The sequence below is a fragment of the Brevibacillus panacihumi genome (genome assembly GCF_003710985.1).
Taxonomy (GTDB): Bacteria; Bacillota; Bacilli; order Brevibacillales; family Brevibacillaceae; genus Brevibacillus; species Brevibacillus panacihumi.
Genome location: NZ_RHHT01000080.1, coordinates 1 through 26,694, shown reverse-complemented (window position 1 = coordinate 26,694; position 26,694 = coordinate 1). Strand labels below are relative to the sequence as shown.

Below are 26,694 nucleotides of genomic sequence, written 5' to 3'. Positions count from 1 at the left end.
CCTCATAATACGAAAAAGGGGGAAACGCTCCAGGCGGGTTGGGATCTTTGCTGGGGTCATTCCTGTTCGTCTCCACTCCAAAGGCGGAACCGCGGCCAAAAGCAGCCGTCTCAAGGTAGCAATTCAGGGTTGGCCGCTGAGAGCGTGTTCCGCCTTTTCCGTTCCGACTGGGTCAAGATCCCAAATGCCTTCGCGTATTGCCCCTTTTTCCTCGGCCAGCTTTGTGGTTCGAAAATAATAGAAAAAAGCCAACCCCTCACGGCTAGCTGATCCCGTAAGTGAGGGTTGACCTTCTTTGTTAGCGCTCGATTATCTGGGCGGCAATCATGGCCTGACCTACGATCTGATCACCCTGGTAGACGGAGACTTCTGCCTTTCCGTAGCGGCGACCGATATCCAAAAGGCGCGGTTTGATCTGGATCTGGCTCTCCATCTGCACGGGCTTGAGGAAGTAGACGGTGACGTTCTCCGGCACCATGTCGCCGCGGCGATGGTGACGCAGGAGATTGCATGCCGCTTCCACCATCACGGTGGTCATGATGCCGCTGGCAATGGTTCCAAGGTGATTGGTCATTTGCGGCGTCACTTCGCCGACATAGGTCAGTTCGTCTGCCTGTCGTTCTTCCCGGAAATGGGACATGATCAGATTGGGAAAGGTTTCGCTCATCTGAGGCTGTTTGGCAGTAAATTGCAGCGCCTTCAGAACGTCGTTGCGGCTGAGAACACCGACGAGCTTGCGGTAATTGTCCACAACCGGCAAAAGCTCGATGCCCTCCCAGACCATCATGTGGGCGGAGGATGCCACCGATACCCGCGGCGAGGTCGTAATCGGGTTTTTGGTCATCACCTTGTCGATGGTGGCCGTCTCATCATGGCCGATGATGTCCTTGGAGGTGACGATCCCGATCAGACGCATCTGCTCGTCTACGACGGGAAACCGGGTATCCTGATACAGCTCGGTGTATTGATGCCATTTGGCGACGGTGTCGGACGTCAGCAGCACAGGTGTCTCCGCCAGCGGCTTCAACACGTCCTCGACCATCACGATTTCCTTTTTGATCAGGCGGTCGTATATCGCCCGGTTGATCATCGAAGCCACGGTAAAGGAGTCGTAGCTGGAAGAGATGATCGGGAGCGCGAGGCGATCCGCCAGCTGCTTCATCTCGTCGCTGGTGTCAAATCCCCCTGTGATCAGAACCGCAGCGCCCTGCTGCAAGGCGATCTTGTGCGCCTGGTAGCGGTTCCCCACGATCAGCAGGCTCCCGGCGTCGATGTAGCGCATCATCGCTTCCAGCTGCATGGCGCCGATGACGAATTTATTCAATGTCTTATGTAATCCTTCCCTTCCCCCCAGCACGTGGCCATCGACGATGTTGACCACTTCGGCGAAGGTAAGCCGCTCTATGTTTTCCTTTTGTTTTTTCTCGATACGGACCGTTCCTACACGCTCGATCGTGCTCACGTATCCTTGCGTTTCCGCTTCCTTGATCGCGCGGTACGCGGTCCCCTCGCTTACATCCAGGTCCTTGGCGATTTGCCGCACGGAAATCTTCGAACCGATCGGAAGGCGATCAATATGCTGTAAAATTTGTTCATGCTTGGTTGCCATTTACGCCTCCATCCCCCCTCTTCATGCATCCGGTCCTGCTGCGATGCTCTCCTTCGATCAATATACCCGAAGGAGGAGCAAAAAAAAAGGGTAGCTTTTATAGCTACTCCGACAGAAAGTATATCATTAAGGGGGTTTTCATCGTGCTTTTATCATACCCCCGAAATATTACAGGAAGATTACAATGGAGTTACATTATCATTTCAGTTTTTCAACCCAGCCATAGTGCGAGAAGACCCTGCACCAATCCGATCATGCCCCCCAGGATAAAACCTAGCAGCGTAATCATACGAAACTCTTTGCCGGATATGCCGATAACCATCTCTTCGATCCGCTCCATCGGAAATCCTTCTACCTGCCGTGTCACAATATCGCGGACAGAAATTTTGCTGACGATCCGCTCCACATTGCTCTCCAGCCTTTGCACCATCCAGCCGGACAATCGCGGAATCGTTTTGGTCAAAATGGTCTCGCGGAACGGGGCCGTCAACCGGGAAAGCGGTTCGTCGATAAAACGCAGGCTCTGGGCTTCCATTCTGGAAAAAAGGGCATGTGCCCAATCGTCGACCTGATCCCGTCCGACCCATTCCACCAGTTCCCCGACTTTTTTCTCCAGGAGCTTGTCCGCTTCCAGCTTCAAGAATTGCTGCACGCGCTGGGCAAGCTCCGGGCTTTGCAGCCATTCATCCAGGCGGGGCAAAATCTTGTTGATGATCTTGTCATCGCCAAGAAACATCCCGACCAGGCCGCCGAACATGCCGCCTCCGCCGCCCAAAAGACCGCGAATCATCTCCTGCAAAGTATGTTGCCCCTCCGATGTGTGCAGATAGCCGCGAAGACGCGACAAAAGCATCTGGCTGGCAGCGGCCGTCGCTGCTTCCACGCGCTCCACTCCGGCCGGTGACAGAAGCTCTCGCAAGGATCGATCTTCATAGTGGCGCAATGTCCGCTCTACGAAACTGTTCCAGTGGAGCAAAACCGGCGTGCGAACGGAATCGCTCCACTTCCCTTCTTCATCAAAAACCTGTGAGACAGTGGCCTGCAGGATTTGGCGCAGATTGCGCTCTTCGGACATCCACTCTGCAGCGAAGCCCTCCAGCCAGCTCCTGAGGTTGTTCTCCAGGCCTCCCTGGGCAATCGCCCGTTTGATCCCCTCGGTCGTCAAAAGATGATCCTCTACCAACCTGCCCATTTGTATCGCGATGTCATCTCTGCGGCTGGGTATGAGTCCGGGCGTGAAAGGAACGCGCCAACGCCCGATATACCAAGGCCGCAAGGGGCGGAAAAGCATGCGAATCGCCAGCTCGTTCGTCACTCCGCCGATTGCGGATCCGACTGCAATGTTCACTAGTAATAACCAACTGTTCATAAATCCTAATAACCTCTCTTCTCTGCATGGCACCAAACCATTTGGCTGCTCATACCATAGACTAACTTCATGCCTGATGGGAAGGGGATAATCATGTCGTACCTACCAACCGTCGTGCAAGCAATCGAGCCAAAATCAGAAGTTGACCTATACCTGCCCCAGGCGCATATGCGCAAATGGAACCTGCAACCGTCCACACTAAATGTCCAATTCGGGAACAAAACGGTTCGCGCCCGCGTAAGCCGCATGGAACGCAACAGCCGAACATGGATCCGACCATCCTTGGCGCAAGCGTTGCATCTGCCTACGGGAGTCCCGTTGCTGGTGGATTACCAGGCGAACCAGCAGTCTCTTGTTTTTGGCCCCTATCTCGGTATCCTGGTATCCGCGTACCATCTCCAATACCCGCTCGCGCCTTTCGGTCCGCTCTCTCATTTTTTCAATGAAGTGGCAGACAGCTGTCGGAAGCGCGGGGGCGTGATTTGTGCCTTTCGACCGCAGGACGTCAATTGGGATGCGGGGATTGTCCGCGGACTGGTTCGCAAAGGCGGTTCCTGGAGACAGCGGGTGCTGCCGCTTCCCCAATGCATCTACAATCGTCTCGTCTCGCGCCAACGGGAACGAAGCGAAGCGATGAGTGCCTGGATCCAGCGCTGCAAGGAAGCCAACATTCCATTCTTCAATGAAAGATTTTTAAACAAATGGCACGTCCACTCAGCTTTGGAAAAGCAAGAAGCCGCTGCTCCCCACCTGCCAGGCATGCTCCGCTATGAGAAACAGGATGATCTACAAGAAATGATCACCCGCTATCACACCGTCTATGCCAAGCCTGCCAATGGCAGCATGGGCCGCGGAATCATCCGTCTGCACCGCAAGCAAAACGGCTATCAAGCAGCCAGTCCCGGCGGATTGAACAAACATTTTTCCAGTATTTCTGGACTGCACAAATATCTCAGCAAACGAACAAAAGGCAAACCTTATCTGCTGCAGCAAGGTTTACCCCTGATCGGCATTCAGGGCCGACCGGCTGATTTTCGCGTACTGGTGCAAAAAGACCGCAAAGGAGAATGGTCTGTCACCTCGCTAGTTGCCCGCCTTGGACAAAACCGAATTGTCTCCAACGTCTCGCGCGGCGGCTCGATGATGTCTCCAGCCCATGCGCTGCGTTTGTGTGGACCTTGGGCGAGTTCGCACCGCCCCACGCCGCAAACATTGAAACAAGTCGCATTGAAGCTTTCCCGATTGCTGGAAGAAGCTCTTCCCGGCCACTATGCCGAATTCGGTGTCGACCTCGGGGTAGATGTGCGAGGACAGGTATGGCTGCTCGAAGTCAACAGCAAACCATCCAAGACGGCCAATTCCATCCCGATGCCAGACGGCGCAGAAGCACCCCCGCGTCGGGCGAGGCCATCCGCCGTACGCATGTTTGAATACGCCTCGTATATCAGCGGCTTTCCGCGTCCAAAGCCCAACAGAAAAACCGTTAGCAAGAAAACAAGACGAAGGTGACACCCATGGCAGCTAAGAAAAGCTTGGGCATCATGACCCGTTGTCAAGGCTCCCATTTTGTCGATAAGGGCTATTATAAAAAGCTGACTCTTTTTGGACGAAAGCACGGCATTCGCGTCTTTGTTTTTTCTCCGCGCAGAGTCGATTTTGCCACTCGAACGGTCAGCGGCTATGAATATCGGGGAGGGGTCTGGCAAAGCGGCACCTTTCCCTTGCCTGCGTTCATCTATGACCGATGCTTTATCGGCCCATCTTACCGCCACTATAAACCATTTGTCGAAAAGTTGCAAAACGACCCTGCCATTACATTTTTGGGGTACGGTCTGTCCGGCAAATGGCAGGTGCAGCAGATCCTCGCAAGATCGCCCAAGATCGCTCCCTTCCTCCCTCCGACGCAGATTTTTTCGCTGGCCCATCTGCAGGAAACCCTTGGCGCGCATGGCTCAGCGATCATCAAGCCAGTCGCTGGCACACACGGGGTCGGCGTCGTGCGAATCAGCCAAAAAAATGACGGCTTTGAGCTGAAAGGAAGGAACCGGGGGAATCAGCCCTTTTACCGCTTCTTCAAGCACTGGGGAGGAGTGAAGCTCTTCCTCTCCTCTTTTACAGCAGGACGCAAATTTCTGGTCCAACCGTATCTGAAGCTCCATACACCAGAGGGTATCCCATTCGATGTTCGCGTCCTCGTCCAAAAAAACGGCCATGGCGAATGGGAGGTAACCGGCAAGGCTGTGCGGCTGGGAGACCCGCGCAGCATTACATCCAACCTGCACGGTGGGGGAAAAGCCGTCCCACTCTCTCCCTTTCTCGCTCGTACCTACAAGCCGGCCATGCAGGAACGTATCGAACAGCAGGTAAACCAGTTGGCAGTCGAGTTGCCCATTTTTTTGGAGCAGTCCCACGGCAGATTGGTAGAACTGGGAATTGATATCGGCATCGATACCTCCGGCCATGTCTGGGTCATTGAAGTCAACAGCAGACCAGGGCGCAATGTATTCAACCTGATAAACGATCCGGTCGCCAAGAGGCACTCGATCACTCAACCGGTACGATACGCCAACTATCTCATGAAGAGCGTGTAGGAGGTAACAAAGCATGGAAATAACCAGAGTGCGGCTACGCTTCCTTACCCATCCTCATGTCTGCGGGATCATCCTGCCGATTCATCTCTGCCAAAAGCTCCAGCTTCGGCCCCGTCAAAAAATCACGGTCATGCTGGGGAAAAAGGAAGTCGTAGCCACAGTCCTGCAAGACAGGAGAAATCCTGACAGCTCCATCGTCAAGGTAACCAGCCTGCTGAGATCCGAGCTGGGCATTCCCCATGGGGGATTGATCAATCTGAAGCGCGAAGGCGAGGTCCTGCGCCTGGGTCCCGCCATCGGCATCGTCACCACCGGTATCCGCCGCGATCCCCGTCAACCTATCGGACAGCGCACCTCATTTTTTCACAAGCTGCTGCTGGCTCAAGAAGGCAAGGGGGTCTTCTACTTCATCTTCTCTCCGCACGATGTCGACTGGCACAACCATACCGTCTCTGCCTGGTTTCTGCGCAAAAACAGCAAAGGCAGCTTTGTCTGGCGGAGGTTGACGACGGCCATGCCCGATGTAGTCTACGACAGAATCCCGTCCAGATCTGCAGAAAAGCATGAAGCTGTACAGGAATTTAAATACAAGCTGGCCAGTTATCCGCACTTGCCGGTGTTCAACCAAGGCTTTTTCAACAAGTGGAGTGTTCACCAGTTGCTGTACCCCAACCCGGATGTAAACGAACACATACCAGAGACGTATACCGCGCCATCACTGCAAACGGTGCGGAATCTGTTGAGGAAATACCCGATCGTCTATCTGAAACCCAAAAATGGAAGCCTCGGATACGGCATCGTCAAAGTCGTGCGGCAGCCGGGAAAAGGATACGAAGCTTCCTATCACACGGGAAACGGCAATGTAAAACGCCACTTCACCAAACTGGCGTCTCTCTATCAGCATGTGTTTCGTACGCGGCGAATCCGCAATTACCTCGCCCAGCAAGGAATTCCGCTGATGACCTTCCATGGACGTCCATTTGATTTTCGGGTGCATCTGCACAAAAACCAGTTGAATGAATGGGTCGTCTCCTGCACGGCAGCAAAAGTGGCAGGATCAGGCAGCGTCACCACGCATGTGCGGACGGGCGGAACCGTCATTCCGGGCGATGAGCTGCTCTCCCATCTCTTTGGCAGACAGAAGGCCATCATCACGGAGCGGATCAAGCAAGCCTCGATTCGCCTGGCCACCGCGATAGAACAGGCAAAAGGAACCGACCTGGGTGAGCTGGGATTGGATATGGGAATTGACACACGCGGTCATGTCTGGATGTTTGAAGCCAACTCCAAACCGGGCCGTTCCATCTTCAAGCACGCCCGACTAAAGCATGCCGATCAGGAATCGCGCAGACTCCTCGTCGACTACAGCTGCTATCTGGCTAACTTTTGATCGATGTCAGACATCGTTTTTTTCAGGAAGGAGGAACACCCATGCCTCAATTGCGCTCCGGGTGGCTGACCGTCCTCCCCAGCGGCAAATGGTATATCCAGCTTCCGCGACAAGCTAAGCTAAAGCTTGGACGAAAACCGCTGACTGCCAGTCTGGGACCCTTCTCGCAACCAAAAAGGCTCTACTCAGGCCTTCCCAGTCAACAGCCTGGGCGCTTCCGCACGCGGATCAACTGGAAGATGAGCAGCAACACATTGCGCATCGGGCCAATCCTGGGCATTCTGACGGTCGGGGACGGTGTTTCCTTCGTCGGGAACCGGGATAACTTCAAGGACATCTGTCTATCCGGAAAAAAATGGGGCGCCCTGGTATATGTCTTCACCCCTCATGGCATCAATTGGGAAAAAAAGAGAATCCGCGGCTTTCTGTACAACGACCGGGAGCAAATCTGGCAGCCGGTGATGATGCCCTTTCCCCATGTGGTCTACAATCGCATTCCGACACGCAAGGCAGAACGACAGCCCAAGGTGAGGAACACATTGGAAAAAATCGCCCAGCTAGCCAATGTCACCCTGTTTAACCGCCGCTTTTTTGACAAACAGGAGCTTTTCACGATTTTGGAGGAATTTCCGGACATCTGTCCCTACCTCCCTGATACGAAGAAGCTGGACTCTCCCGCCCGATTCCGCCACTTCTGTTCCGAGCATCAGTTTGTCTATCTCAAACCGGTGCGAGGCAAGGCGGGAGAGGGAATCATGCGGATTGAATATAAAAACAAGGCGTGGCGGGTACAGCGTCTGAAGGAGCAAAAAGCCATCACGCGCCGCTTCTCCAATCTGGACGATCTCTGGCGCTACGTCAGAGGACATGTGCGGCAGAAGCGATACATCATGCAGAAGGGAATCAGGCGTGCGCGCTATCAGGGCAAACCTTTTGACCTGCGAGTCCTTGTACAGAAAAACGGCGAAGGAGAGTGGGGCGTGACCGGTGTGGGAATTCGCAGGGCCGGCGCCCAGAGCATTACCACCCATGTGCCGCGCGGAGGGTCCATCCACTCGCTGGCAAGCGTCCTGCAAGCCCTGTTCCCGGATGATCCGAAAAAAATGGAAGCGACGATCCATCAGACTGCGCTGTCGATCGCGCGCGCCCTGCACCAGAAGAGCAAAGATCTGGCAGAGATGTCTATGGATCTGGGCCTTACAGAAGAAGGGAATATCTGGTTTTTCGAGGCCAATGCCAAGCCGGAAAAATTCGATGAGCCGACGATTCGGCGCCATTCCTTGTCCAATCTCATTCACTACGCCCAATATGTCTCCCGCTTGCAGGGCGGTCACGGGGCGCAGGCGGGATAGGGGGTGAAGCTATGAAACGAACATTCCGGCTCCTCCCTCCGCAGCTCTTGGCAGAATCGCAAGCAACGCTGGTCCGTTTTGTCCGACAAGAAGGAGATCGCCGCATTACGAAGCAAGCGATTGACTGGCTGGAGAAGCTGACGCCCAAGCACTTGCAGTCGCAGGAGACCCGATTGGTGCTGGCGATGCGCGGCAAGCAGGTGATTGGCCTGTTTGCCATCAGTCGATACGGACTGCATCATTCCCTTCTGGTCGTCGACAAAAGATACCGGCATCGCGGTATTGGCAAAGGCTTGACCCAATATGCATGCGCCCTTTTTCCCAAGCTGTATGTGCGTATTGCGCTGGATAATGAGGCGAGTCTTGCCCTGTTTCAGGGACTTGGTTTTGAACTCGTGAAAGCCTCGATCGGGCCCACAGGCAAACCCACTCTTTGGCTCGCTTTTGGAAAGTGGACTCCCGATGATTTGCAAAAACATGCCGGCTAATGGAACCGGCATGTTTATTACATTTGCCTGTCGGAATTTTCTTTCTATCCTTCCTCCATGCATTAGCTTGCAATCCTTGGTAAAAAGTAATGACAGGAGGTGGTCAATCATGACCTTTCAATCAAACAACATGATGCAATCCAGCTTTCCACAATCCGCTCAATCCATGTTCCAGCCTGGTTTTGCGGGAACCAATTCCCAGGAGGTGCGGTACCAAAACCAAACCGGGTTTTCCCAGGCTTCTGCCGCACCTACATACGGCGCTTTTTCCTATGGCGGGAACACAGGCAACGCTTCGGCTCAGTCGATGTTCCAACCGGGCTTCGCGGGAACCAATGCACAAGAAGTGCAGTACCAAAACCAAACCGGGTTCTCCCAAGCTTCTGCAGCCCCCGCATTTGGCGGTTTCTCCTCTGGCGGGATCGCGGGCAACGCTTCGGCTCAATCGATGTTCCAACCAGGCTTTGCGGGAACCAATGCACAAGAGGTAAGACAGCTTAATCAAAGCTTCTCCCAACAGCCTTTTGGCGGCTTTACTCAGTCGCAAGCATCCTACCAGCCATCCTTTGGTGCACAATCGATTTTCTCCCCCGGATTTGCGGGGACTAATGTAAATGAAGTTCAAGCCCGCAATAGCAGCTACAATGCGCTCAGCAACAACCTGGGTTCATTCCCGCAGGCAAGCATGTCCTCGCAGGGGCAACTCTTCGGCGGCGGCGCAAACAGCGTATTCTCTCCTGGCTTCGCAGGAACGAATACACAGGAAGTACGTCAGCAAAACCAAAACAGTGCTGCTTTTGCCAACACCAGCTTCCAACAACAGCCACAGGCTCAGCTGCAACAACAAGCCTTCTACGGCGGATACCCGCAACAAACGCAAGCAACTGCAGGGCAACTAGGATTCGGCGCACAAGCTGTCTTCTCCCCGAACTTTGCCGGAACCAATGTCCAGGAAGTGCGCGCCTTGAATGCAGGACAAGCTGCACCGCATACCGGATCGATCTTCCCAGGCAGCTTCTAAACACCCTGCTGCGACTGGTTCAGCACAAAACAAAGAGGCCATTCCGCGGTCCCACGACCCGGAGCGGCCTCTTTTTTCCTGTATCATCCCGACTTTCTCGCCGTCTCAATGGCTTGATAAAAGTCATGGAGTGCCTGCAAACTTCTTTCATCAACCGTGAAGATCATATCCCCAAAGCGGTAGGCATCCTGCTCTGCAATCTTCCAGGCCGAAGCATCCTGCTGGAACTGCTCGTCTACACAGGCATCGGTTTTTTCCAGGCGTTCCCGCACATCCAGATGCTTCTTCCATTCTGGCTGAAAAGCTTCATGGACCTGTGCCAGCCTTTCGTCCTTGCGTGCAAGCCTGTACAAGGCAAGCTCCATTTGCAGCCAGCAGGTCGTATAGAAGTGAAATTCCAGAAAAAGGGTTTTGATAGCCTGGCGAAGCGAGGTGTCATCCTGGCTCATCCTGCATGGATTGGCGGCAGCCAACACCTCCGCTTTCCTTTCTTGGATCACGTCAAAATGGCTGACAGCGCCTCGGTAAAATTTCCGCACAATCTGGTACAGCATCTCTGCCGACCGGGGAGGCAGTCCTTGATAGCGATTCGGCACATCCCTCATGATTTGTCGCTCCTGTTCCTGTCCGTTTCCCATATTGTACAACAGGAGGGACTACGGTGACCGGACGAAATCAGTCTTTGGCATTTTTCCAATATTCATAAGCATGCACCGCAATTCCCTTGAAGGAGGAATGCACGCCCAGAGAGCGCGTCACCAGATCGAGCTGCCGCATCATCTCGGCCTTTCCTTCTTCGTAAAAGGTGACGTAATTTGCTTCGCGGCTCTCCTTCATTTCGACGGCGACGATGAGATCCTTGCCGATGCTTTCCGCATATCTGATCTCGCTGTCGACCAGGCTCAGGATGCCTCCTTCCCCTTCGGCTTGATCGCGAAAAGCCATCATTGTCGTATGATCCAGCTGGCTGATCATCCAGTGGCTGAACGGCAGCTCCGGCTGACCTGGTGTAGGCGAGTTGTCCAGCCACGCGGCCAGATCCACACTGGTTTTCAACCCCGGGCTTTTCCCAGCCTCAGCGACGAAGGCTTGCATATTTTCCATCCATTGGCGGAGCAGTCCTTCTTTATCCGTATGCCATACGGGCATGACATACGGCTCGATGTCGAGGTGAACGCCCGCCCACTTTTCTTCCTCGGATGCAGCCTCGTTGTAGCTCTTCACCCACTGCACCAGCTTGAGGATCTTGCTGCGGCTCTCCTCCAGCGCCCAGATCGGATGGCCGCCCATCGCGTGCACCTCGATCCCCACTGCACGGACTTCCCGATTGAATCGTTGGTACTCCTGAAAAGGCAGATTCATATCGATGCGAATGTACAGGAGATTTACGCCTTTCTCCTGTGCAAATGCGAGAATTTCCTCTCTCTCCGTCAGCAGGGTTTCCGCTCGCCAGATATAGGTGCCGATATAGGGAGAAGGCTTTTTCGCAGGCGTTGCCCGTTCTGAGGAAAGCTCCTTCCAGTAGCGGTAGTCGTGTATCGCCACTCCCTTGAAGGACGCATGCTGGTTCAGATTTTGCGACAGCAGGTCCAGCTGCTTTTGCATTTCAGCCGTTCCCTCTTCTGCAAAAGTCGTGTGGTCCTCGTCACCCTCTTTCAGATTGACGGCGACCAGCAGATTTTTCCCCATGCGATCACCATCCTTCATCTCGGAGTCGATTTGCTCCAGGATACCGGCAGGACCCGCCACCTTGTCACGATAGGCCATGAGAACAAGCGTGTCAAAGTGTCTGATCATCCAGGAGGAAAGCGGCATATCGCTCCCTTCCCCGGATTTGATCTCATCGAGCCAGAAGGCGATTGCAGCGCTTGTCTCCAGGTCCGAATCTGCTTTGACAGCCTCTACAAACACCTGGATATTGGCTTTCCACTCGCGGATGACCTGTTCTTGATCCTGGTGCCACTCCGGCAGCAGGTACGGCTCAATATCGAGCTGAATCCCCTGAATGCGCTCATCTTCCTGCGCTTCCCGATTGTACTGCTTGACCCAATTCACGATTTTCAGCATACGATCCTGGTGGCTTTTCCATGCCCAGGCAGGATGTCCGGCAACCGCGTGCACCTTGATTCCGTGTGCGGATGCCTCGCGAATAAAGGAGCGGTAGTATTCGAATGGTCTGTTCATATCCATCCGCACATAGAGAATGTCGATATTGTTCTGTTTGGAAAAGGCGAGAATCTCCCGCTTTTCCTCCCCGATCTTATCCGCTTGCCAGATCCAGGTGGCTTTGCTTTTCTGCTCCGCAGAGGAAAAACCGAACAAAAAGCCGATCGTGAGGCAAAGGACGCTAAATGTAAGTTTCTTGGCTTTCATTCAGATCAGCTACTCCTCTCTTTGACTGACCTGCTTCCAGCTCTCATAGTCGTGGACAGCGCTTCCTCCGAAGGCCGGATGCCGGGACAAGGCCCGGTGCAACACAGCCAGTTGATTCGCCATCTCCTCTGTTCCACTCTCATGAAAGCTGACATGAGGACCTTCTCCGGAATTCAGGATATTGACTCCGACGATGACAGACCGCTGCTTTTGCTCATTCGCATCATCCACGATCCGCTGTACGATGCTCAGGATGCCGTTGGGACCGTCCGCATAGTTGCGATAGGCCATCAGCGTAATGCTGTCCAGACGCTGCAGCATCCAGTTGCTCAGCTTATCGGCATCTCCGGGGACCTGGACCGAATCGATCCAGAAAGGAAGGTCCGCGCTGACGAGCAAATCCGTATCCTTCTTGGTCTCCGCGACCAGGTACTCGATGTTCTCCATCCATTGCCGGACGATGTTCTCCCGATCCTGCTCCCACTCCGGCAGCAGATACGGCTCGATATCCACATGGATTCCCTGAAAGCGTTCGTTTTCTGGTGCTTGATTGTTGAACGCCTTGACCCATGCGATCAGGCTGGCGATACTCTCCTGATTGCGGGTGAAGACCCAATGGGGATCTCCGCTCAGCGCTTCGACGCCGATCCCGGCACGGCTGGCCAAGCCGATGAAGCTTCGGTAAGCCTGCGGTGGAATGTCGATTGGCTTGATCTGCAGGTAAATCCGGTTGATCTGGTGTTCGTTCGCAAATGCGACGATTTCTTCCGGCTGTGAGACGATCAGTTTGGCATTCCAGATCCATGTTGCTCTGGTCAACGGGGGGCTCTGATTTATCATCAGCAGGGTCAGGGTCAGTGACAGCAAGCAAAGCAGCAGCGGCAGCCAGATCCTTTTGTGGCGCTGAAACCATTTTCCCAGCCCGTTCCGGATCATGATTGCCAGGTCTGCTTTCCTTTCTGCCTGTAATTTTCCTTGATCACCTGCCGCTCCCTGGCAATCGCCAATGCCTGGCTCGGCACATGATCCGTAATCGTCGAGCCTGCCGCCACGTAAGCACCTGCCCCAATCGTCACTGGCGCGATCAGATTGACGTTGCAGCCGATAAAGGAATGGTCTTCGATCGTCGTCTTCTGCTTGGTCGCGCCATCATAGTTCACGGAAATCGTCCCGCAGCCGATATTGACGTGGCTGCCGATCTCACTGTCTCCCAAATACGAGAGATGCGAGACCTTGGAGTGCTCTCCCAGCTTCGTTTTTTTCAACTCGACGAAATCGCCTACTTTCGCTCCTCTGCCGACCTCGGAGCCTGGGCGGATGTATGCATACGGGCCAATTACAGCCTTGGCGCGGATGACACTGCCCGATACGGTAGAAAGCGACAGACTCACCTCATCCTCTATCAGGCAGTCTTGCACGTGGGCATGAGGGCCGATTCGGCTGCCCGCGCCAATATATGTTCTGCCGCACAAAAAACTGCCGGGGTAAATCACGGTGTCTTGTCCTATTTCCACGTCTGCTTCGATGTACGTGTTGGCCGGGTCGATGATTGTGACGCCGTTTCTCATATGGCGCTCGTGGATTCTTCTGCGCAGCAGGCTTTCGATATGGGCAAGCTGTACGCGGTCATTCACTCCTGCGCCTTCTTCGGGATCTTCGCACACGTAGGCGGATACCGCGTTTCCCTGCTCTTGCAGGATGGCAATCACATCCGGGAGGTAATACTCCCCTTGGGCATTCCCATTTTCCACCCTCCGCAAGCTTTGGTACAGCTTCCGGTTGTCGAAGCAAAAGATGCCCGTGCTGATTTCGCATACCTTTTTCTGCCCCAATGTAGCGTCCTTTTCTTCGACGATTCTTCTCACGTCGCCGTCTTCGTCGCGGATGATCCGGCCATAGCCGGTCGGATTGGCGACGATGGTAGTCAGCACGGTAGCAGCCGATTGCTTCCCCCTGTGATGCTCAATCAATTTTTCCAATGTTTCCCTGCGCACAAGCGGGGTATCCCCGTTCAGCACAATCGTCACCCCATCCTGCTCCTGCAGGATCGGCGCGCTCATCAATACTGCGTGGGCCGTGCCAAGCTGAGCTTCTTGATGCACGAATTCGACGCGTTCTCCCAGCAGCTTTTTCACATCGTCTGCGCCGTGACCGACGACAACGACCAGATGCTTGAGGGAGAGACCCTCCAATTGATCGACGATATGCTCGATCATCGGTTTGCCGCATACGGGGTGGACGACCTTGTGCAGCTTTGATTTCATTCGCGTTCCTTTGCCAGCAGCCAATACGACAGCGTGGACACTCATCCGATCGCCTCCTGTTGTGTTCGATTGCTGCGAGTGACCGCCCCCGTCCCTTTTTCCCGAGCCGGAAAGTACGGCTTCAACTCATCAGTCAATCTGTCTATGATCATGCGAGAGTTGATTTCTTTCGTCTGATTGCCAAGCTTGCAAGCCTGCAGCATGATGCGCAGCAGGGTATCCTGATTCAGATTTGGCTCCAAACTGCTCATGTGGCGTCCCTCCTCGCTTTCACAGGTATTCTTGCAAATCTGTCCTCACTCGACTGTGACGCTTTTGGCCAGGTTGCGCGGCCGATCGACGTCATTGCCGAGCGAGACCGACGTGTAATACGCGATCAGCTGCAAGGGAATGACGCAAAGCACCGGAGCCAGAAGCGGATGGGTCGCGGGGATCAGGCATACCTCGTCTGCCGAACGGTGCAATTCCACATTGTTTTCCAATGCGACACCCAGCACGACGGCTCCGCGCGCTTTTACCTCCGTGATATTGCTGACCATCTTTTCATGCAGATGCGGCTGGGTGGACAGCGCGATCACGCGTGTTCCCTCCTCGATCAGCGCCAGTGTCCCATGCTTCAGCTCTCCTGCCGGATAGGCCTCCGAATGGATGTAGGAGATCTCCTTCAGCTTCAGAGACCCCTCCAGAGAGACGGCGTAATCCAGCCCTCGGCCGAGGAAGAACATCTGGCTCTCCTCCTTGATGGAGGTGGCGAATTGCCGGATATCATCGGCATGGGCGAGAATCTTTTCCACCTGATCGGGCAGCTTCTGGAGACCCCGCACCAGCGCCGCACAATCCGCTGCCTCCATGCTTCTCTTCTCCTGGGCGAAGTAGAGGCCCAGCAGATAAAAGGCAATGAGCTGAGACGTGTAGGCTTTGGTAGAGGCGACCGCGATTTCCGGTCCTGCCTTGGTCGTCATCACATGGTCAGCCTCGCGTGCGATGGAGCTGCCGACGACATTGGTGATCGCCAGTACGCTGCTGCCATTGCGCTTGGCTTCGCGCATTGCGGCCAATGTATCTGCGGTTTCGCCGGATTGGCTGACCGCAATGGTTAGTGTCTTCTGGTTGAACAGCGGTTTGCGGTAGCGAAACTCCGAGGCGACATCTACTTCTACCGGGATTTGGGCGAGCTCCTCGATCACATGCTTGCCGATCATGCCTGCGTGATAGGCGGTGCCGCATGCCACAATATATATTTTTTCAATCTCTTCCACAGTCTCCGGGGATAGGTCCAGCTCGGGAAGCTTGACCATTTGCCGGTCTTCATCGATGCGGCCAGCCATCGTCTGACGAAGAGAACGCGGCTGTTCATGGATTTCCTTGAGCATGTAGTGGTCAAATCCGTCCTTTTCAGCCTGCTCCTTGTCCCATGTGATCCGCACCTGCTCCCGTTCGATCGGCTGCAGCGTCTCGAGATCGTACAGCTCCAGGGAATCCGGGGTCAATACGGCCATATCGCCGTCCTCCATGACATAGACATCCCGCGTGTGCTCGAGAATGGCAGGGATGTCGGAGCCAATAAACTTCTCATCCACGCCCACGCCGATAATCAAAGGACTGGCATAGCGGACAGCGATCAGTTTGTCCGGCTCTTCTTCACTCATGACCGCCAGCGCGTAGGCCCCGCGCAGTCTTGCCGCGACCTGCTGAACGGTTCGAAGGAGATCGCCTTGATCATGCTTCGCAAGCAGGTGGGCGATGACTTCTGTATCCGTCTCGGAAGTGAAGGCGACCCCTTCCTGTATGAGCTCCTGCCTGATTTCCTGTTCGTTTTCGATAATTCCGTTGTGAACAATCGCGAACTTGCCGCGCTCATCTGTATGAGGATGAGAGTTGGCATCCGAAGGGCGTCCATGTGTCGCCCATCTCGTGTGACCAATGCCGATCGAGCCGTGAAGACGGGTATGCCGCACCTGGCCTTCCAGGATGTCGATTCGCCCTTTCGCTTTGCGAATCGCGATCTTTGTTCCGTCGCTCACGGCGATTCCGGCTGAATCATAGCCGCGGTATTCCAGCTTGCGCAGTCCGTCGATCAAAATAGGCTGCGCTTCTCTTTTGCCGATGTATCCCATGATTCCACACATGGTCCTTCCTCCTTCACGTTCATACGTTGATGTAGGGCAGCCTGGCCCGCCTTACGCGAGCAGGCTGACGACTTCCTTTTTCTGCGGGATCGAAACAGCCATCCCGATCTTGTAGATATGGGAACCCTCCACACCTTCGAAGGCATTGCGCGTATCGATGACGGCGACGCCCAAATCAGCCAGCTCCCGGTAGTCGAAGCTGCCGTGATTGGTGATCAGCACCATGCAGTCGTAAGTGCGGAACCGCTCCAGATCATAGGCGATGGAATGAACCGATTCTCCCGCTTTATTGACAAAATGTTTGGCGTACGGATCGTAGTAGTCCACGCTTGCCCCGTTCTTTTTAAACAATTCATAGATCTCCAGTCCCGGCGATTCTCGCAGATCGTCCACATCCGGCTTGTACGCCATGCCGAGAATGAGGATTTTGGAGCTGTTGATCGATTTGGCATAAAGATTCAGGACCTGCACCGTCTTGTGAAGAACGTAGTCCGGCATGCTGTCGTTAATGGATTGCGCAATATCAATAAACTTGCTGTGAAAACGAAAGCCTTTTGCCTTCCATGACAGATACATCGGGTCGAGCGGAATGCAATGGCCTCCGATGCCAGGTCCCGGATAAAACGGCATGTAGCCAAAAGGCTTGGTCGAAGCCGCCTTTATCACTTCCCAGACATTGATGCCCATCTTGTCGCACATCAAGGCCATCTCATTCATAAAGGCGATATTGACGCTGCGGAAGGTGTTCTCCAACAGCTTCGACATTTCTGCCACTTTCGGCGAAGAGACGGGAATGACCGCTTGTACGAGATTTCCGTATAGCGCCATCCCCAGATCGATGCATCTTTGGGTGGTTCCCCCGATCACCTTGGGCGTGTTGTAGGTGTTGAATTTCCGGTTGCCTGGGTCTACCCGCTCCGGAGAATAGCAGAGGAAGAAATCCACCCCTGCCTGATAGCCCAATTTCTCGATCTCCCACTGAATCAGCTCTTCAGTCGTGCCCGGATAGGTGGTGCTTTCGAGCGTAATCAGCATCCCCTGCTTCATATGGATCTTCAATTGGCTTACGACATGCGTAATGTAGGAGGTGTCCGGATCCTGATTCGGACTCAGCGGTGTAGGGACGCAGATGCTGATCGCATCCAGCTCCGCAATGGCAGCGTAGTCTGTCGTCGGAAAAAAACGACCTGTAGCGAGGCATTCCTGCAACGTCTCATCCGAAATATCCTGGACGTAGGAGACGCCAGCCTTTAAGCTCTCGACTTTTCTCGGGTCCAAATCAATCCCGACGACGGCGTATCCGCCTTTTATCGTTTCCACGGCAAGGGGCAGACCGACGTAGCCAAGCCCGATCACCCCTACTCTAGCAGTCTTATCCGCCAATTTTTGCTGCAGTTCCTCGAATCTCCCCATACTCGTCTCTCCCCTTTTATGGTCTCTTTATGAAATGAGCCGCTTCACGCGTGCCGCCAGCTCTACAGGTGAAAAAGGCTTGGTGATGTAGTCGGAAGCACCGAGAGCGAATGATTTTTTTACATCTTCCTCCAGCTTCTTGTCCGTCAGAACGACGATCTTGCTCGCTGGTCCTGTCTGCTGCTGCTTGATTCTCTCCATCAGTTGATAACCGTCCATGATCGGCAGGTTGAGATCGGTGATGACCAAATCCGGGAACAGCTCCTGGTATTTTTGCACCCCATCCATGCCATCCTGGGCGATCGTTACGTGGTAGCCTTTTTGCTGCAGGAATATTTGCAGGAACTCGTTAACCGTCTCGTCGTGGTTGACCAGCAGGATGCTGCCCGCCGTTTCCTCTCTGCCATCCAGGCGGTGAAAAAACAGCTTGATCTCCCCATAGCCCGCCAGCTCCATGACCTCCTGAATCATTCGCTGCAGGACGTAGCTTGTCGCCTGTTTGGATTCGGAAAAGCTGGCGATCAATAGACTGCCTGCCAGAAGCCCGCGTTCCTGCAGGACATCCTTGACCTGCAGAGAAAAAAAGTGAGTCTCGCTGCGGTTTTGCCCCTCCAGATAGACTGCCAGCAGGCGGGTGTTTTTGTCATAGGAGATTTGCATGTGCAAGCCCGTGCTTTTTTGTTGGAGAGCCTCCTCGATGTAGCTGACCGATGTCGGGCTAAGCTGCTTGCATGCAGCGAGTATGATGCCGCAAGAGTTGTGTTCTGACCTGGACGCTTGCAGAAATTGATGAAATGCAGGGACTAGACTGTTCATCCTCTTACCTCCAGACTGGAAATCGTTTTCTTTTCCTCAGCTTTCCAGCTCGTTCGGGTCATCGTGCCCCACGAGTTGTTGTTGCGCATATATTCGATGTGACCCAAAAACCGCCAGATGACACCGATTTGACGGTAGCCGAAAAACATCAGAATGGTATAGAAAAGCATTTTGACGGTATCCTGAAAACGCGGATAGCGGCGAAATGCGATTTCCTCCAGCAGCAGCGCGCCAATCCCCAAGAGAAACCCATAGAGAATGTTGAGGGCGCCATAGATCAGCAGGATATTGGCCTGCGTCATGTCCATCAGCACGTAGCCGATCAATGCCAACAGTCCTGTGATTCGAAAATATGGATTCAAGGTCTCAAACAAAATGTTGTACGGCAAGGTGACCAGACCGAATATTTTGTATTTAGGGCGAAAAACCATGTACCGCCCGTATTCGATCATGTTTTTCAAGTTTCCGCGTCCCCATCTGCGGCGCTGGCTCCCCAGTATTTTCCACGTGTCTGGCGCTTGCGTCCAGCAGACTGCGTCGGGACAGAAAGCGACGCGATACGGAAGCTTGTTCTCCAGCATGTATTTGTGCAGCTTGATGATGATGTTCATATCCTCGCCGGGATAGCCGCCGCGATAACCGCCCACCTTGATCACATAATCCTTGCGAAAGACACCGAAGGCGCCGGAGACGATAATCAAGCCGTTGATCGCACTCCAGCCGATCCGCCCTCCCAGGAAGGCCTTGAGGTATTCGATCGACTGAAGCATCGGCAAAAGCTTATTCGGCAGGCGAATCTCGCTGACAATGCCATCCTCGATCTTGCAGCCGTTGGCGATGCGGATATCGCCGCCAATCGCCACGGTCTCCTCCGGATTCTCCATGTAGACGCGGGCAATGCGGATCAAGGCGTCCTTTTCCAGCAATGAATCGGCGTCGATCGAAGCGATCAGCGGGTAGTGGGAAAGGTTGATTCCCGCGTTGAGCGAATCCGCCTTTCCTCCGTTGTCCTTGTCGATCAGATACAGATGAGGATAGGCCGGGTTGTAGTAGACACCGCGAACCTTCCCCGTATTCAGCACAGGCCGGACGGCAGCATGATGGGAGAGCTGCAGGTTGAACTCATTGATCAGCACGTTGAGCGTCTCGTCCCCAGAACCGTCATTGATGACAATCACTTCATACTCCGGGTAGTTGAGCGACAACAGCGACCGGACGTTCTCGATGATAGTCAGCTCCTCGTTGTACGCGGGAACCAGGATCGAGATCGGCGGCACATGCGGCGAGCCGGACAGGGCCTGATACCTGGAGTACAGGGAACTTTTGAGAATCCCCATGATGCTCTTGAAGGAGAACATCATGATGAATAAATACAGCGAGTTGATGACGAAGACGTAATAGATGGCAAACATCCCGTAATATAGCAAGAAATCTCTCATCGCTTCCTCCCTCCTGCCTACTTTTCCAATGCATGGGCGGTATTGAGTGTTTTCCTGCTCCATTCTTGGTAAAAAAGCAGCTTTTGTTGGTGCGTGATCTGCTGCTCCAGATCGATGCTGGGAAATTTGCCCTTCTCCAGTTCCTTTTGGATGACCTGATTGGCCATCTCACGGATGCAGCTGTCCCTCTCCTCCTCCAAGATCGAACAAAGTGCCCGGAAGCCATCCACCTGCAATTGAGCCAGGCTGTTCATGCTGTTGCGGGCGACCCACCAATGCGGATCCTTCACTGCACGCTTCAAAAGCGGAATGTAGGTGGACAATCCCAGCTCGCCGATCGCCTTCGCCACCACAGAGCTGATCTCCCAGTCAGGATGCGTCAAGAATAGGCTGACATTTCGCTTCGTCAGATAACGAATATCCCGGCACAACAGCTTTACCACCTTGATCCGGACCTCTTTGTCAGCCGAATTCACGAGTTGATCCAGGATCGAGCCCATGCCGGGCTGGACATGTGATGTCAGTCCAATCAGCCCGACTTTGACCAGATCGGCATCCTCCTCGCTCACCAAAGAGACAAACAAGGGGCCGGTATCGATCTGACTGTCGCTGAGTATATCGACGATCAGCGGCTGGCAGTTTTGGCGGTACGCCACCAGCAGCTTGACCATCTCGCGCAGATCTTTTTCCTGGCGCGCACATTTGGCCAAAGCGCGCGCGAAGATGAACATGCTGGCATCGTTATCGTCTTTTTTCATGAGCCGGATGATCCCCGGGACCGCTTGCTCCGCATGCATCATCCCGAGATTGTAGGCAGCGTCCACCCGCGACCATTTCCACCAGGAGTTCAGCCGCTTCAGATCCATCTCGACTAACCCCAGGTCTTCGCAGAGATCAAGCAATTTTTGGCGATGAATGCCTCTAAAGCGCTCCAGTAGGGAAATCAGCTTTTTTTGGATGATCCTTTTTTCGCTTCGCGTCAGGACTCCCGCTGGCGGCTTCAGACGCCCCTCTTCTTCCCCGTAGGCCTGGATATAGAAAAAATAGTCTTGGTATTTTTCCAGACAAACCCGCTCGCGTTTGTCAGCAGCGAGATGACGCAGCTTCAGGACAAACAGCACAAGCAGCCCCAGCACAGCCGCTCCGCAGAGGCCGTACAGCATGTACACGGCTATCGTCAGTGGTGTCTCCACATCCCCACCCCCATCCCCTCATGGTTTGGTCTCTTTTCGATTTGGTTCGGTCAATTCTTGAAACACCTGTTGAATCCGGGTGTAGCTCTGTTTTTTTCGTTCGTGATAATGTACTTCTTCCCATGGCTCCCACTTGTAGCGCGGCAGCTTCGTCAACGGATACGGCTTGTCCGACTCTACCGCAATCGGTGCCTGGGAAGCTGCTTGTCTTTCCACGGTCCAAGGGAAAATCCGAATGCCCTTCGTCGTCTCGGTGACAAAGGCAGCCCCTTCATCCCGATAACTCATCACCTGAAGGGAACTGGGGTCGGTAAAGCCGAGCAGCATCCACGGAATGCGCAGTTCTACGATCCTTCCTTTTGCCTCCCAGGCTGTCAATGAGTTGTAGTCAGGACGGCTGGCGTCTGTTGTTCCTCTGCGCAGCTTGCCTGCGACGACCTCTTCCATCGGGTAGTACGCTTTGCTGTCGGGCGGCTCCATCGCCATTCCCACAGCCAGCTTCCAAGGGACGAAAACACCGGAATTGTCCTGCATCGCTTCCTCCTTGACCGGCAGCATCCGATACCTTTTGCCGTACAATCGGGTATGAAAATCATAGTTCACAGCGATGAGAATCTCGCTTTCCTTCGCATCGCCGAGTCGAACCAGCGTTTCCAGTCCTTCATCCAAGGTCTGTCCGGATAGCTCGGGCGCTTTGCGATTCCCTCCCGGAAGCGTATCGAAGCCCAGATAGAGCGTCCGTGTCTGCGGATCAAAGTCCTCCGCAAGCTCGGCCAAGACGTAGAGATAAGCTTCATCATGTGTCACCCAGAGCTCTGAGAGGCCGGGCCTCGACATCTCCAGCCTTTGCTTTTGACCCTCGTCCAGCTTTTCCCAATCTGTCTTGTCGCCGTCGATCGTCAGCAATTCCTCCTTGCCCGGATGCATCCCGAGGACGCCGAACAGGGACTCGTTGGTCAGAACATTCAGCCAGAGCGAGCGCCTGTCCTCCGGAAGCTCGAATTTCATCGTATTCCAGGTCTTCTTGAACCACTCGTCCTGCCACACGAAGAGAATGCCTCCGGCGTATCCCTCCGCATGAATCTCGCGCATCAATTGAGCGTCGATCTCTCCCTGGCGCTCCTCGGTATGTCCGCCCTGGTCTCTTCCCAGCTCCCCCAGATGCGCATTGCCCCAGGAAGCCGGGACACCGAATTCCGTCACCATGATCGGCAGTCCGTCGTGGTGGGCTTTCAATTTCCGCAAATACGCCTTGTACGTATCGATCTCACCCTGGTCATTCTTGACCTGCTTCAAATCGGAATCATAGCGAAACAAGTCCGGATAGTAGGGGTAGACGTGATAGGACGCGAAATACCCTGCCTTCCAATGGATCGGCTCGATATGCGTCGGATCGACACTCACCATATCCTCGTGATAAATCGGCTCGCCTGGATGTTGGATGGGATCTGTCGTCACCCAATTGGTAAACGTCATCGGATGCTGCCATCCATATTGGCTTTCTTCCTCCGCGACCAGATCCACCATCTCCGCCAACCAGGACTCGAAGGGCGATGCCTGCGGCGTGGCGCGAAAATGCTTCCCCTGATAAGGTTCCGTCGCCTGATGAAGCTTGTTGGTTTTCTGGACCATGACAGGGTCCCATTCTGTACCGATGTGCCAGCCAATGAGGTAAGGACTTGCATTGGCCCGATACTTTCCGCTCGCCTTCCCCATTTTTTCCGGAAGGGTGACAGCCCCGTATACGGCTCCGACTGCATCCCGGATCTCTTGTTGAAACTGTTCATGAATTTCCGGCAGGAACGCGTCCTGCTTTTCGATCAGCAATTCCTCCGGGCTCCAGATTCCCTGCATCAGATAGAGCGGCTCCCCCTCCTTGCGTTGATTAAACGCGACCAAGGCCTCGTAAAAGGCTGGTGGATGGATCGTATAGATCCGGATGACATTCGCCCCCATCTCATCGATCATGGAGAACCAGCGCAAATAATCTTCCTTGGTGATGGGGAGTTCCCCCGGGAAGTGTCCAGGCAGCGATGCGCCCAGATTGATTCCTTTGGTAAAAAAGGGCTTCCAGGCTTGGTCCTGGTAGACTTCGATATACTCGCCATTCGTGCGGAATTTCGTCTGCACGCCTTTCGATATTTCCATGCTTTCTACACGATTGCCACTGCCATTCCACCAGAGAGAGGTGAAAACAGCCGCGATCATGACGGCCAAAGCGGCCCATTGCCCCCGACGTCTCCTGTGCTGTCCCAATCCTCTTCAACCTCCGTTGTGCTGTTGCCCGTTTCTGCCCAAATTGTATACGTAGAGAATCCACCCTCCCATAGCCTGAAATCACCATTCATACTTAATTCATATTTGTAATCGAATTTTAATATTTGATAGATAATGAATATAACGCCCTACTTTTTTTGGTACGAAGTCCTGCAACCTTGCCTGACGATCGCCCTAATGCCAGAAAGCTGGCAGGTCCATCTGTTGCATCCCGTATTTTCCGACTGCTGCGGAAAATTGGTAGGTTGCTCTCAATTGAAAAGAGGAAAAAAAGAGGCGTTTCCGAGTCTGAACGGCTCGAAAACGCCTCTTTCATCTTTCAATTTTCATGTCTGATCGTTATTGACTGTATAAAAGGGCCTGGGCAATCCCGATAAAATATTCCGACTCCCGGCGGATATGGTTTAACACCGTAATGGCAGTTGGATTATGCTTTAAGGCTTCGCTTTCCGTCCCTAATTGATTTAACAGCATGATAAACTGTTCACTTTCTCGCAATGCAAACTTTACCAGCTCCAGCACCTGCTCATAAAAGGCGGGTTGAAGATACGCTCCGCCCCTAACTGCTGTTTCAATATATTGAACAAATGTAGCCTGCGTACGTGACAGCTCCTGCTCCCATTCTTGCAGCGCCTGTACAAATTGCTGCTCCAAATTGGGCACGAGTGCGCGAATAACCTCTGTATGCTCCGCCTCCTGATGCTTCCAGAACTCTCCCTCATCCAAAATGCGCAGCGGCATTTGCTCTCCGTAATAAAATTGCATGTGTTTCCCCTCCCTGTTCTATCAGTAGGCTATGCACATGCGCCCAGGGAGGTTACCAAACGCAAAAAAACGATTCCGCAGCCATCGGGATGCGGAATCGTTTTTTGGGAATTACAATGTTTTCATGCCCGGCTTCCAGTTCGCAGGGCACAGACCGCCTGCCTGCAAGGCTTGCAGGACGCGGGAGGTTTCTTCTACACTGCGGCCTACGTTCATGTCTGTCACGACCTGGTAACGCAAGATTCCTTCCGGGTCAATGATGAACAAACCGCGATACGCTGCCCCTACCGTCTCGTCCAGAATACCATAGGCACGCGCTGTTTCCTTGTTGAAGTCGCTGGCAAGCGGGAAGTTGACCTCTCCGATCCCGTTCTGGTCGCGCGGAGTTTTGATCCAGGCGCGGTGTGTGTGCACACTGTCAGTGGAGACACCCAATACTTCGCAATCCAGATCGCGAAACTCTTCGATGCTGTCGCTAAAAGAGGTGACCTCTGTCGGGCAGACGAAAGTGAAGTCGAATGGCCAGAAGAACAAAATCAGCCATTTTCCTTTGTAGTCGTCCAGCTTCACCCGTTCTTCCAGAGTCTCCATGTTTTTCGTGGAAAGCAGGTTGAAATCGGGTGCTTTTTTCCCAACTTGCAATTGCACTTGCTCTGTCATCATATGAACTCTCTCCCTATTCATGTTGTCTGGTCTGGTTGCGTCAGGACTCGTTCTTCAGTCGTGCAAGAATTACTGTGCGCTTTCTTCCAAAGCAGCCAGCGCTTTTTTGATTCGGTTCGGGTTGAAGCCCAGGATTTGCTTTTCGCCAATCACAGTCAAAGGCACGGACATGATGCCCAGATTGTGCAGTTCTTGTGCGAATTCATCGGACTCGTCGATGTTGCGCTCCTCATAGGAGATGTTTTGCTCGTCCAGATAGGTTTTCAGTTGCTTGCAAAAATTGCAGTTGGTGCTGGAATATACGATTGCTTGTGCCATCATGTCTCTCTCCTTTTATCTGCCTGATTATTTGTATTGTGGAACTACTTTGGAACGCTTGTTGATGTATTTGTCGACAGCCATCGCCGCAATCGCGCCGTCTGCCGCGGCTACGACCGCCTGTTTGACAGGGGTTTTGCGGACTTCTCCGGCGCCGAAGACACCTGGAACGGAGGATTGCATGAATTCATCCAGAATCATGAAGCCCTCGTCATCGAGTGGAACTTGTCCATCCAGGAAATCAGTGCCAGGCTTGCTGCCTGAGAGGAATACAAAGACGCCATCAACATCCAGGACTTCTTCCTCGCCTTCTGCGGTGCGAATGCGGACACCCTCCACTTTCTTTTCACCTAGAATTTCCAGTGGGCGTGTACGGAACAGCAGCTCTGTTTTGGGTAACTCCGGCACTTCCTCCACACCCTGAAGGTCAGCGCGCGGCACCAGGAAGGTAATGCGATCCGCAAATTTGGTCAGTGCATGAGCCTCTTCCAGCGCTTCCTCGCTGTCACCGATGACGGCTACGTGCTTGCCCTCATAGAAGGCGCCGTCGCAAGTGGCACATGTACTTACCCCGCGACCCAACAGATCTTCTTCGCCCGGAAGCATCCGGTTGCGTCCTTTGGAGCCTGTCGCGACGATGATCGCTTTTGCCTCAAATGTCCCGTGGGCAGTGAAGACGCTTTTTTCTTCATCCTCCACGTCGACGGCTGTGATGGTCGTTTGGATGAATTCTGCGCCGAAGCTCTCCGCTTGGCGACGCATTTTATCGAGCAGTTCTTTACCGGACAGTTCACCCTCTACACCCGGGTAGTTGGCTATTTTATGCGTCAGGGCCAATGCACCTGTACCAGGCGCCTTATCGATGACCAAGGTCTTCAGATTTCCGCGCGCTGTATAGATTGCAGCCGATGCCCCTGCCGGACCGCCGCCGATGATGATGACGTCATACATGAAGGCCTCCCCTTTCTCTCTATCAGATTAAAATTATTATTAACTAGGAACATTTCTCATTTTACTAGATCATCGAATAAAGTCAATATCTTTTTATAATGATTTTAAATAGTAGTTGGTGGTCCTCCGGCTGCGGTGGCGAGGAGGAAAAAGGAGAAAACACTCAGGCGGGTTGGGATCTTTACTGGGGGTCATTCCTGGCCGCCTCCCACTCCAAAGGCGGAACCGCGGCCAAAAGCAGCCCGCTTCGAGGAAGTGATTCAGGGTGTAGAG

At 53.8% G+C, this 26,694-nt stretch carries 23 protein-coding genes; 6 read left to right on the top strand and 17 right to left on the bottom strand.

All coding sequences use genetic code 11. The features are described from left to right. Positions 1-298: 298 nt before the first annotated feature. Both EDM58_RS24615 and EDM58_RS24610 read right to left on the bottom strand, forming a co-directional pair. A complete protein-coding gene (locus EDM58_RS24615) occupies positions 299-1,609 on the bottom strand; it encodes a DRTGG domain-containing protein (protein WP_031305495.1) in 1,311 nt (436 codons plus the stop codon). 211 nt (positions 1,610-1,820) lie between these two features. After that, positions 1,821-2,978 (bottom strand): DUF445 domain-containing protein, encoded by a 1,158-nt coding sequence (locus tag EDM58_RS24610; protein ID WP_122915684.1) that lies wholly within the window; start codon positions 2,976-2,978, stop codon positions 1,821-1,823. 93 nt (positions 2,979-3,071) lie between these two features. Here EDM58_RS24610 and EDM58_RS24605 point away from each other — a divergent pair, with 93 nt between their 5' ends. The 6 genes from EDM58_RS24605 to EDM58_RS24580 all read left to right on the top strand — a co-directional run bounded on the left by EDM58_RS24605 (position 3,072) and on the right by EDM58_RS24580 (position 9,820). Next, complete coding sequence (locus tag EDM58_RS24605; protein WP_122915683.1) at positions 3,072-4,487, top strand: YheC/YheD family endospore coat-associated protein; 1,416 nt, start codon at positions 3,072-3,074, stop codon at positions 4,485-4,487. A gap of 5 nt (positions 4,488-4,492) precedes the next feature. Beyond that, a complete protein-coding gene (locus EDM58_RS24600) occupies positions 4,493-5,569 on the top strand; it encodes a YheC/YheD family endospore coat-associated protein (protein WP_246001040.1) in 1,077 nt (358 codons plus the stop codon). Positions 5,570-5,582: 13 nt separating this feature from the next. Beyond that, a complete protein-coding gene (locus EDM58_RS24595; protein WP_122915682.1) occupies positions 5,583-6,959 on the top strand; it encodes a YheC/YheD family endospore coat-associated protein in 1,377 nt (458 codons plus the stop codon). A gap of 41 nt (positions 6,960-7,000) precedes the next feature. Beyond that, a complete protein-coding gene (locus EDM58_RS24590) occupies positions 7,001-8,311 on the top strand; it encodes a YheC/YheD family endospore coat-associated protein (RefSeq protein WP_122915681.1) in 1,311 nt (436 codons plus the stop codon). An 11-nt stretch (positions 8,312-8,322) separates the two neighbouring features. Continuing rightward, entirely contained in the window at positions 8,323-8,799 is a 477-nt protein-coding gene (locus EDM58_RS24585) for a GNAT family N-acetyltransferase (protein ID WP_122915680.1), read from the top strand. 109 nt (positions 8,800-8,908) lie between these two features. Beyond that, complete coding sequence (locus EDM58_RS24580) at positions 8,909-9,820, top strand: hypothetical protein (RefSeq protein ID WP_122915679.1); 912 nt, start codon at positions 8,909-8,911, stop codon at positions 9,818-9,820. Between the two features lie 83 nt (positions 9,821-9,903). Here the strand turns inward: EDM58_RS24580 and EDM58_RS24575 are convergent, their stop codons facing one another. The 15 genes from EDM58_RS24575 to EDM58_RS24505 all read right to left on the bottom strand — a co-directional run bounded on the left by EDM58_RS24575 (position 9,904) and on the right by EDM58_RS24505 (position 26,421). Then, positions 9,904-10,425: a hypothetical protein gene (locus tag EDM58_RS24575; protein WP_122915678.1), complete on the bottom strand. Its 522-nt coding sequence runs from the start codon at positions 10,423-10,425 to the stop codon at positions 9,904-9,906. 70 nt (positions 10,426-10,495) lie between these two features. Next, on the bottom strand, positions 10,496-12,193 hold the full coding sequence (locus EDM58_RS24570) for a hypothetical protein (RefSeq protein WP_122915677.1): 1,698 nt from the start codon (positions 12,191-12,193) through the stop codon (positions 10,496-10,498). A gap of 9 nt (positions 12,194-12,202) precedes the next feature. Beyond that, positions 12,203-13,129, bottom strand: coding sequence for a hypothetical protein (locus tag EDM58_RS24565; RefSeq protein WP_122915676.1), 927 nt, complete (start codon positions 13,127-13,129; stop codon positions 12,203-12,205). Next, positions 13,126-14,502 (bottom strand): bifunctional UDP-N-acetylglucosamine diphosphorylase/glucosamine-1-phosphate N-acetyltransferase GlmU, encoded by a 1,377-nt coding sequence (gene glmU / locus EDM58_RS24560; protein WP_122915675.1) that lies wholly within the window; start codon positions 14,500-14,502, stop codon positions 13,126-13,128. The genes EDM58_RS24565 and glmU overlap by 4 nt, the downstream gene beginning before the upstream one ends. After that, positions 14,499-14,708 (bottom strand): hypothetical protein, encoded by a 210-nt coding sequence (locus EDM58_RS24555; protein ID WP_122915674.1) that lies wholly within the window; start codon positions 14,706-14,708, stop codon positions 14,499-14,501. The genes glmU and EDM58_RS24555 overlap by 4 nt, the downstream gene beginning before the upstream one ends. Before the next feature lie 45 nt (positions 14,709-14,753). Next, positions 14,754-16,586 (bottom strand): glutamine--fructose-6-phosphate transaminase (isomerizing), encoded by a 1,833-nt coding sequence (gene glmS / locus EDM58_RS24550; RefSeq protein ID WP_122915673.1) that lies wholly within the window; start codon positions 16,584-16,586, stop codon positions 14,754-14,756. 51 nt (positions 16,587-16,637) lie between these two features. Continuing rightward, on the bottom strand, positions 16,638-17,999 hold the full coding sequence (locus EDM58_RS24545; protein ID WP_122915672.1) for a nucleotide sugar dehydrogenase: 1,362 nt from the start codon (positions 17,997-17,999) through the stop codon (positions 16,638-16,640). Positions 18,000-18,026: 27 nt separating this feature from the next. After that, on the bottom strand, positions 18,027-18,815 hold the full coding sequence (locus tag EDM58_RS24540; protein ID WP_122915671.1) for a response regulator transcription factor: 789 nt from the start codon (positions 18,813-18,815) through the stop codon (positions 18,027-18,029). Beyond that, positions 18,812-20,254 carry a glycosyltransferase family 2 protein gene (locus EDM58_RS24535; RefSeq protein WP_122915670.1) on the bottom strand — a complete coding sequence of 481 codons (1,443 nt, stop codon included), beginning with the start codon at positions 20,252-20,254 and terminating at the stop codon, positions 18,812-18,814. The genes EDM58_RS24540 and EDM58_RS24535 overlap by 4 nt, the downstream gene beginning before the upstream one ends. A gap of 17 nt (positions 20,255-20,271) precedes the next feature. Further along, positions 20,272-21,447, bottom strand: a complete 1,176-nt coding sequence (locus EDM58_RS24530) for a HEAT repeat domain-containing protein (RefSeq protein ID WP_122915669.1) — start codon at positions 21,445-21,447, stop codon at positions 20,272-20,274. 18 nt (positions 21,448-21,465) lie between these two features. Further along, a complete protein-coding gene (locus tag EDM58_RS24525; RefSeq protein WP_425455639.1) occupies positions 21,466-23,655 on the bottom strand; it encodes a hypothetical protein in 2,190 nt (729 codons plus the stop codon). A gap of 408 nt (positions 23,656-24,063) precedes the next feature. Next, complete coding sequence (locus EDM58_RS24520; RefSeq protein WP_122915667.1) at positions 24,064-24,489, bottom strand: DUF2935 domain-containing protein; 426 nt, start codon at positions 24,487-24,489, stop codon at positions 24,064-24,066. 111 nt (positions 24,490-24,600) lie between these two features. Then, positions 24,601-25,152, bottom strand: a complete 552-nt coding sequence (locus EDM58_RS24515; RefSeq protein ID WP_122915666.1) for a peroxiredoxin — start codon at positions 25,150-25,152, stop codon at positions 24,601-24,603. Positions 25,153-25,221: 69 nt separating this feature from the next. Further along, positions 25,222-25,470, bottom strand: a complete 249-nt coding sequence (locus EDM58_RS24510) for a glutaredoxin family protein (protein ID WP_023555883.1) — start codon at positions 25,468-25,470, stop codon at positions 25,222-25,224. A 27-nt stretch (positions 25,471-25,497) separates the two neighbouring features. Continuing rightward, a complete protein-coding gene (locus EDM58_RS24505; RefSeq protein ID WP_122915665.1) occupies positions 25,498-26,421 on the bottom strand; it encodes an NAD(P)/FAD-dependent oxidoreductase in 924 nt (307 codons plus the stop codon). Positions 26,422-26,694 lie beyond the last annotated feature (273 nt).

Coding starts and splice junctions, on each gene's coding strand:
- EDM58_RS24555 (WP_122915674.1), bottom strand. CDS start 14,708: ATGAGCAGTTTGGAGCCAAATCTGAATCAGGATACCCTGCTGCGCATC.
- EDM58_RS24600 (WP_246001040.1), top strand. CDS start 4,493: ATGGCAGCTAAGAAAAGCTTGGGCATCATGACCCGTTGTCAAGGCTCC.
- EDM58_RS24615 (WP_031305495.1), bottom strand. CDS start 1,609: ATGGCAACCAAGCATGAACAAATTTTACAGCATATTGATCGCCTTCCG.
- EDM58_RS24525 (WP_425455639.1), bottom strand. CDS start 23,655: ATGATCGCGGCTGTTTTCACCTCTCTCTGGTGGAATGGCAGTGGCAAT.
- glmU (WP_122915675.1), bottom strand. CDS start 14,502: ATGAGTGTCCACGCTGTCGTATTGGCTGCTGGCAAAGGAACGCGAATG.
- EDM58_RS24510 (WP_023555883.1), bottom strand. CDS start 25,470: ATGGCACAAGCAATCGTATATTCCAGCACCAACTGCAATTTTTGCAAG.
- EDM58_RS24575 (WP_122915678.1), bottom strand. CDS start 10,425: ATGAGGGATGTGCCGAATCGCTATCAAGGACTGCCTCCCCGGTCGGCA.
- EDM58_RS24605 (WP_122915683.1), top strand. CDS start 3,072: ATGTCGTACCTACCAACCGTCGTGCAAGCAATCGAGCCAAAATCAGAA.
- EDM58_RS24580 (WP_122915679.1), top strand. CDS start 8,909: ATGACCTTTCAATCAAACAACATGATGCAATCCAGCTTTCCACAATCC.
- EDM58_RS24595 (WP_122915682.1), top strand. CDS start 5,583: ATGGAAATAACCAGAGTGCGGCTACGCTTCCTTACCCATCCTCATGTC.
- EDM58_RS24565 (WP_122915676.1), bottom strand. CDS start 13,129: ATGATCCGGAACGGGCTGGGAAAATGGTTTCAGCGCCACAAAAGGATC.
- EDM58_RS24515 (WP_122915666.1), bottom strand. CDS start 25,152: ATGATGACAGAGCAAGTGCAATTGCAAGTTGGGAAAAAAGCACCCGAT.
- EDM58_RS24540 (WP_122915671.1), bottom strand. CDS start 18,815: ATGAACAGTCTAGTCCCTGCATTTCATCAATTTCTGCAAGCGTCCAGG.
- EDM58_RS24590 (WP_122915681.1), top strand. CDS start 7,001: ATGCCTCAATTGCGCTCCGGGTGGCTGACCGTCCTCCCCAGCGGCAAA.
- EDM58_RS24610 (WP_122915684.1), bottom strand. CDS start 2,978: ATGAACAGTTGGTTATTACTAGTGAACATTGCAGTCGGATCCGCAATC.
- EDM58_RS24520 (WP_122915667.1), bottom strand. CDS start 24,489: ATGCAATTTTATTACGGAGAGCAAATGCCGCTGCGCATTTTGGATGAG.
- glmS (WP_122915673.1), bottom strand. CDS start 16,586: ATGTGTGGAATCATGGGATACATCGGCAAAAGAGAAGCGCAGCCTATT.
- EDM58_RS24545 (WP_122915672.1), bottom strand. CDS start 17,999: ATGGGGAGATTCGAGGAACTGCAGCAAAAATTGGCGGATAAGACTGCT.
- EDM58_RS24570 (WP_122915677.1), bottom strand. CDS start 12,193: ATGAAAGCCAAGAAACTTACATTTAGCGTCCTTTGCCTCACGATCGGC.
- EDM58_RS24505 (WP_122915665.1), bottom strand. CDS start 26,421: ATGTATGACGTCATCATCATCGGCGGCGGTCCGGCAGGGGCATCGGCT.
- EDM58_RS24585 (WP_122915680.1), top strand. CDS start 8,323: ATGAAACGAACATTCCGGCTCCTCCCTCCGCAGCTCTTGGCAGAATCG.
- EDM58_RS24535 (WP_122915670.1), bottom strand. CDS start 20,254: ATGAGAGATTTCTTGCTATATTACGGGATGTTTGCCATCTATTACGTC.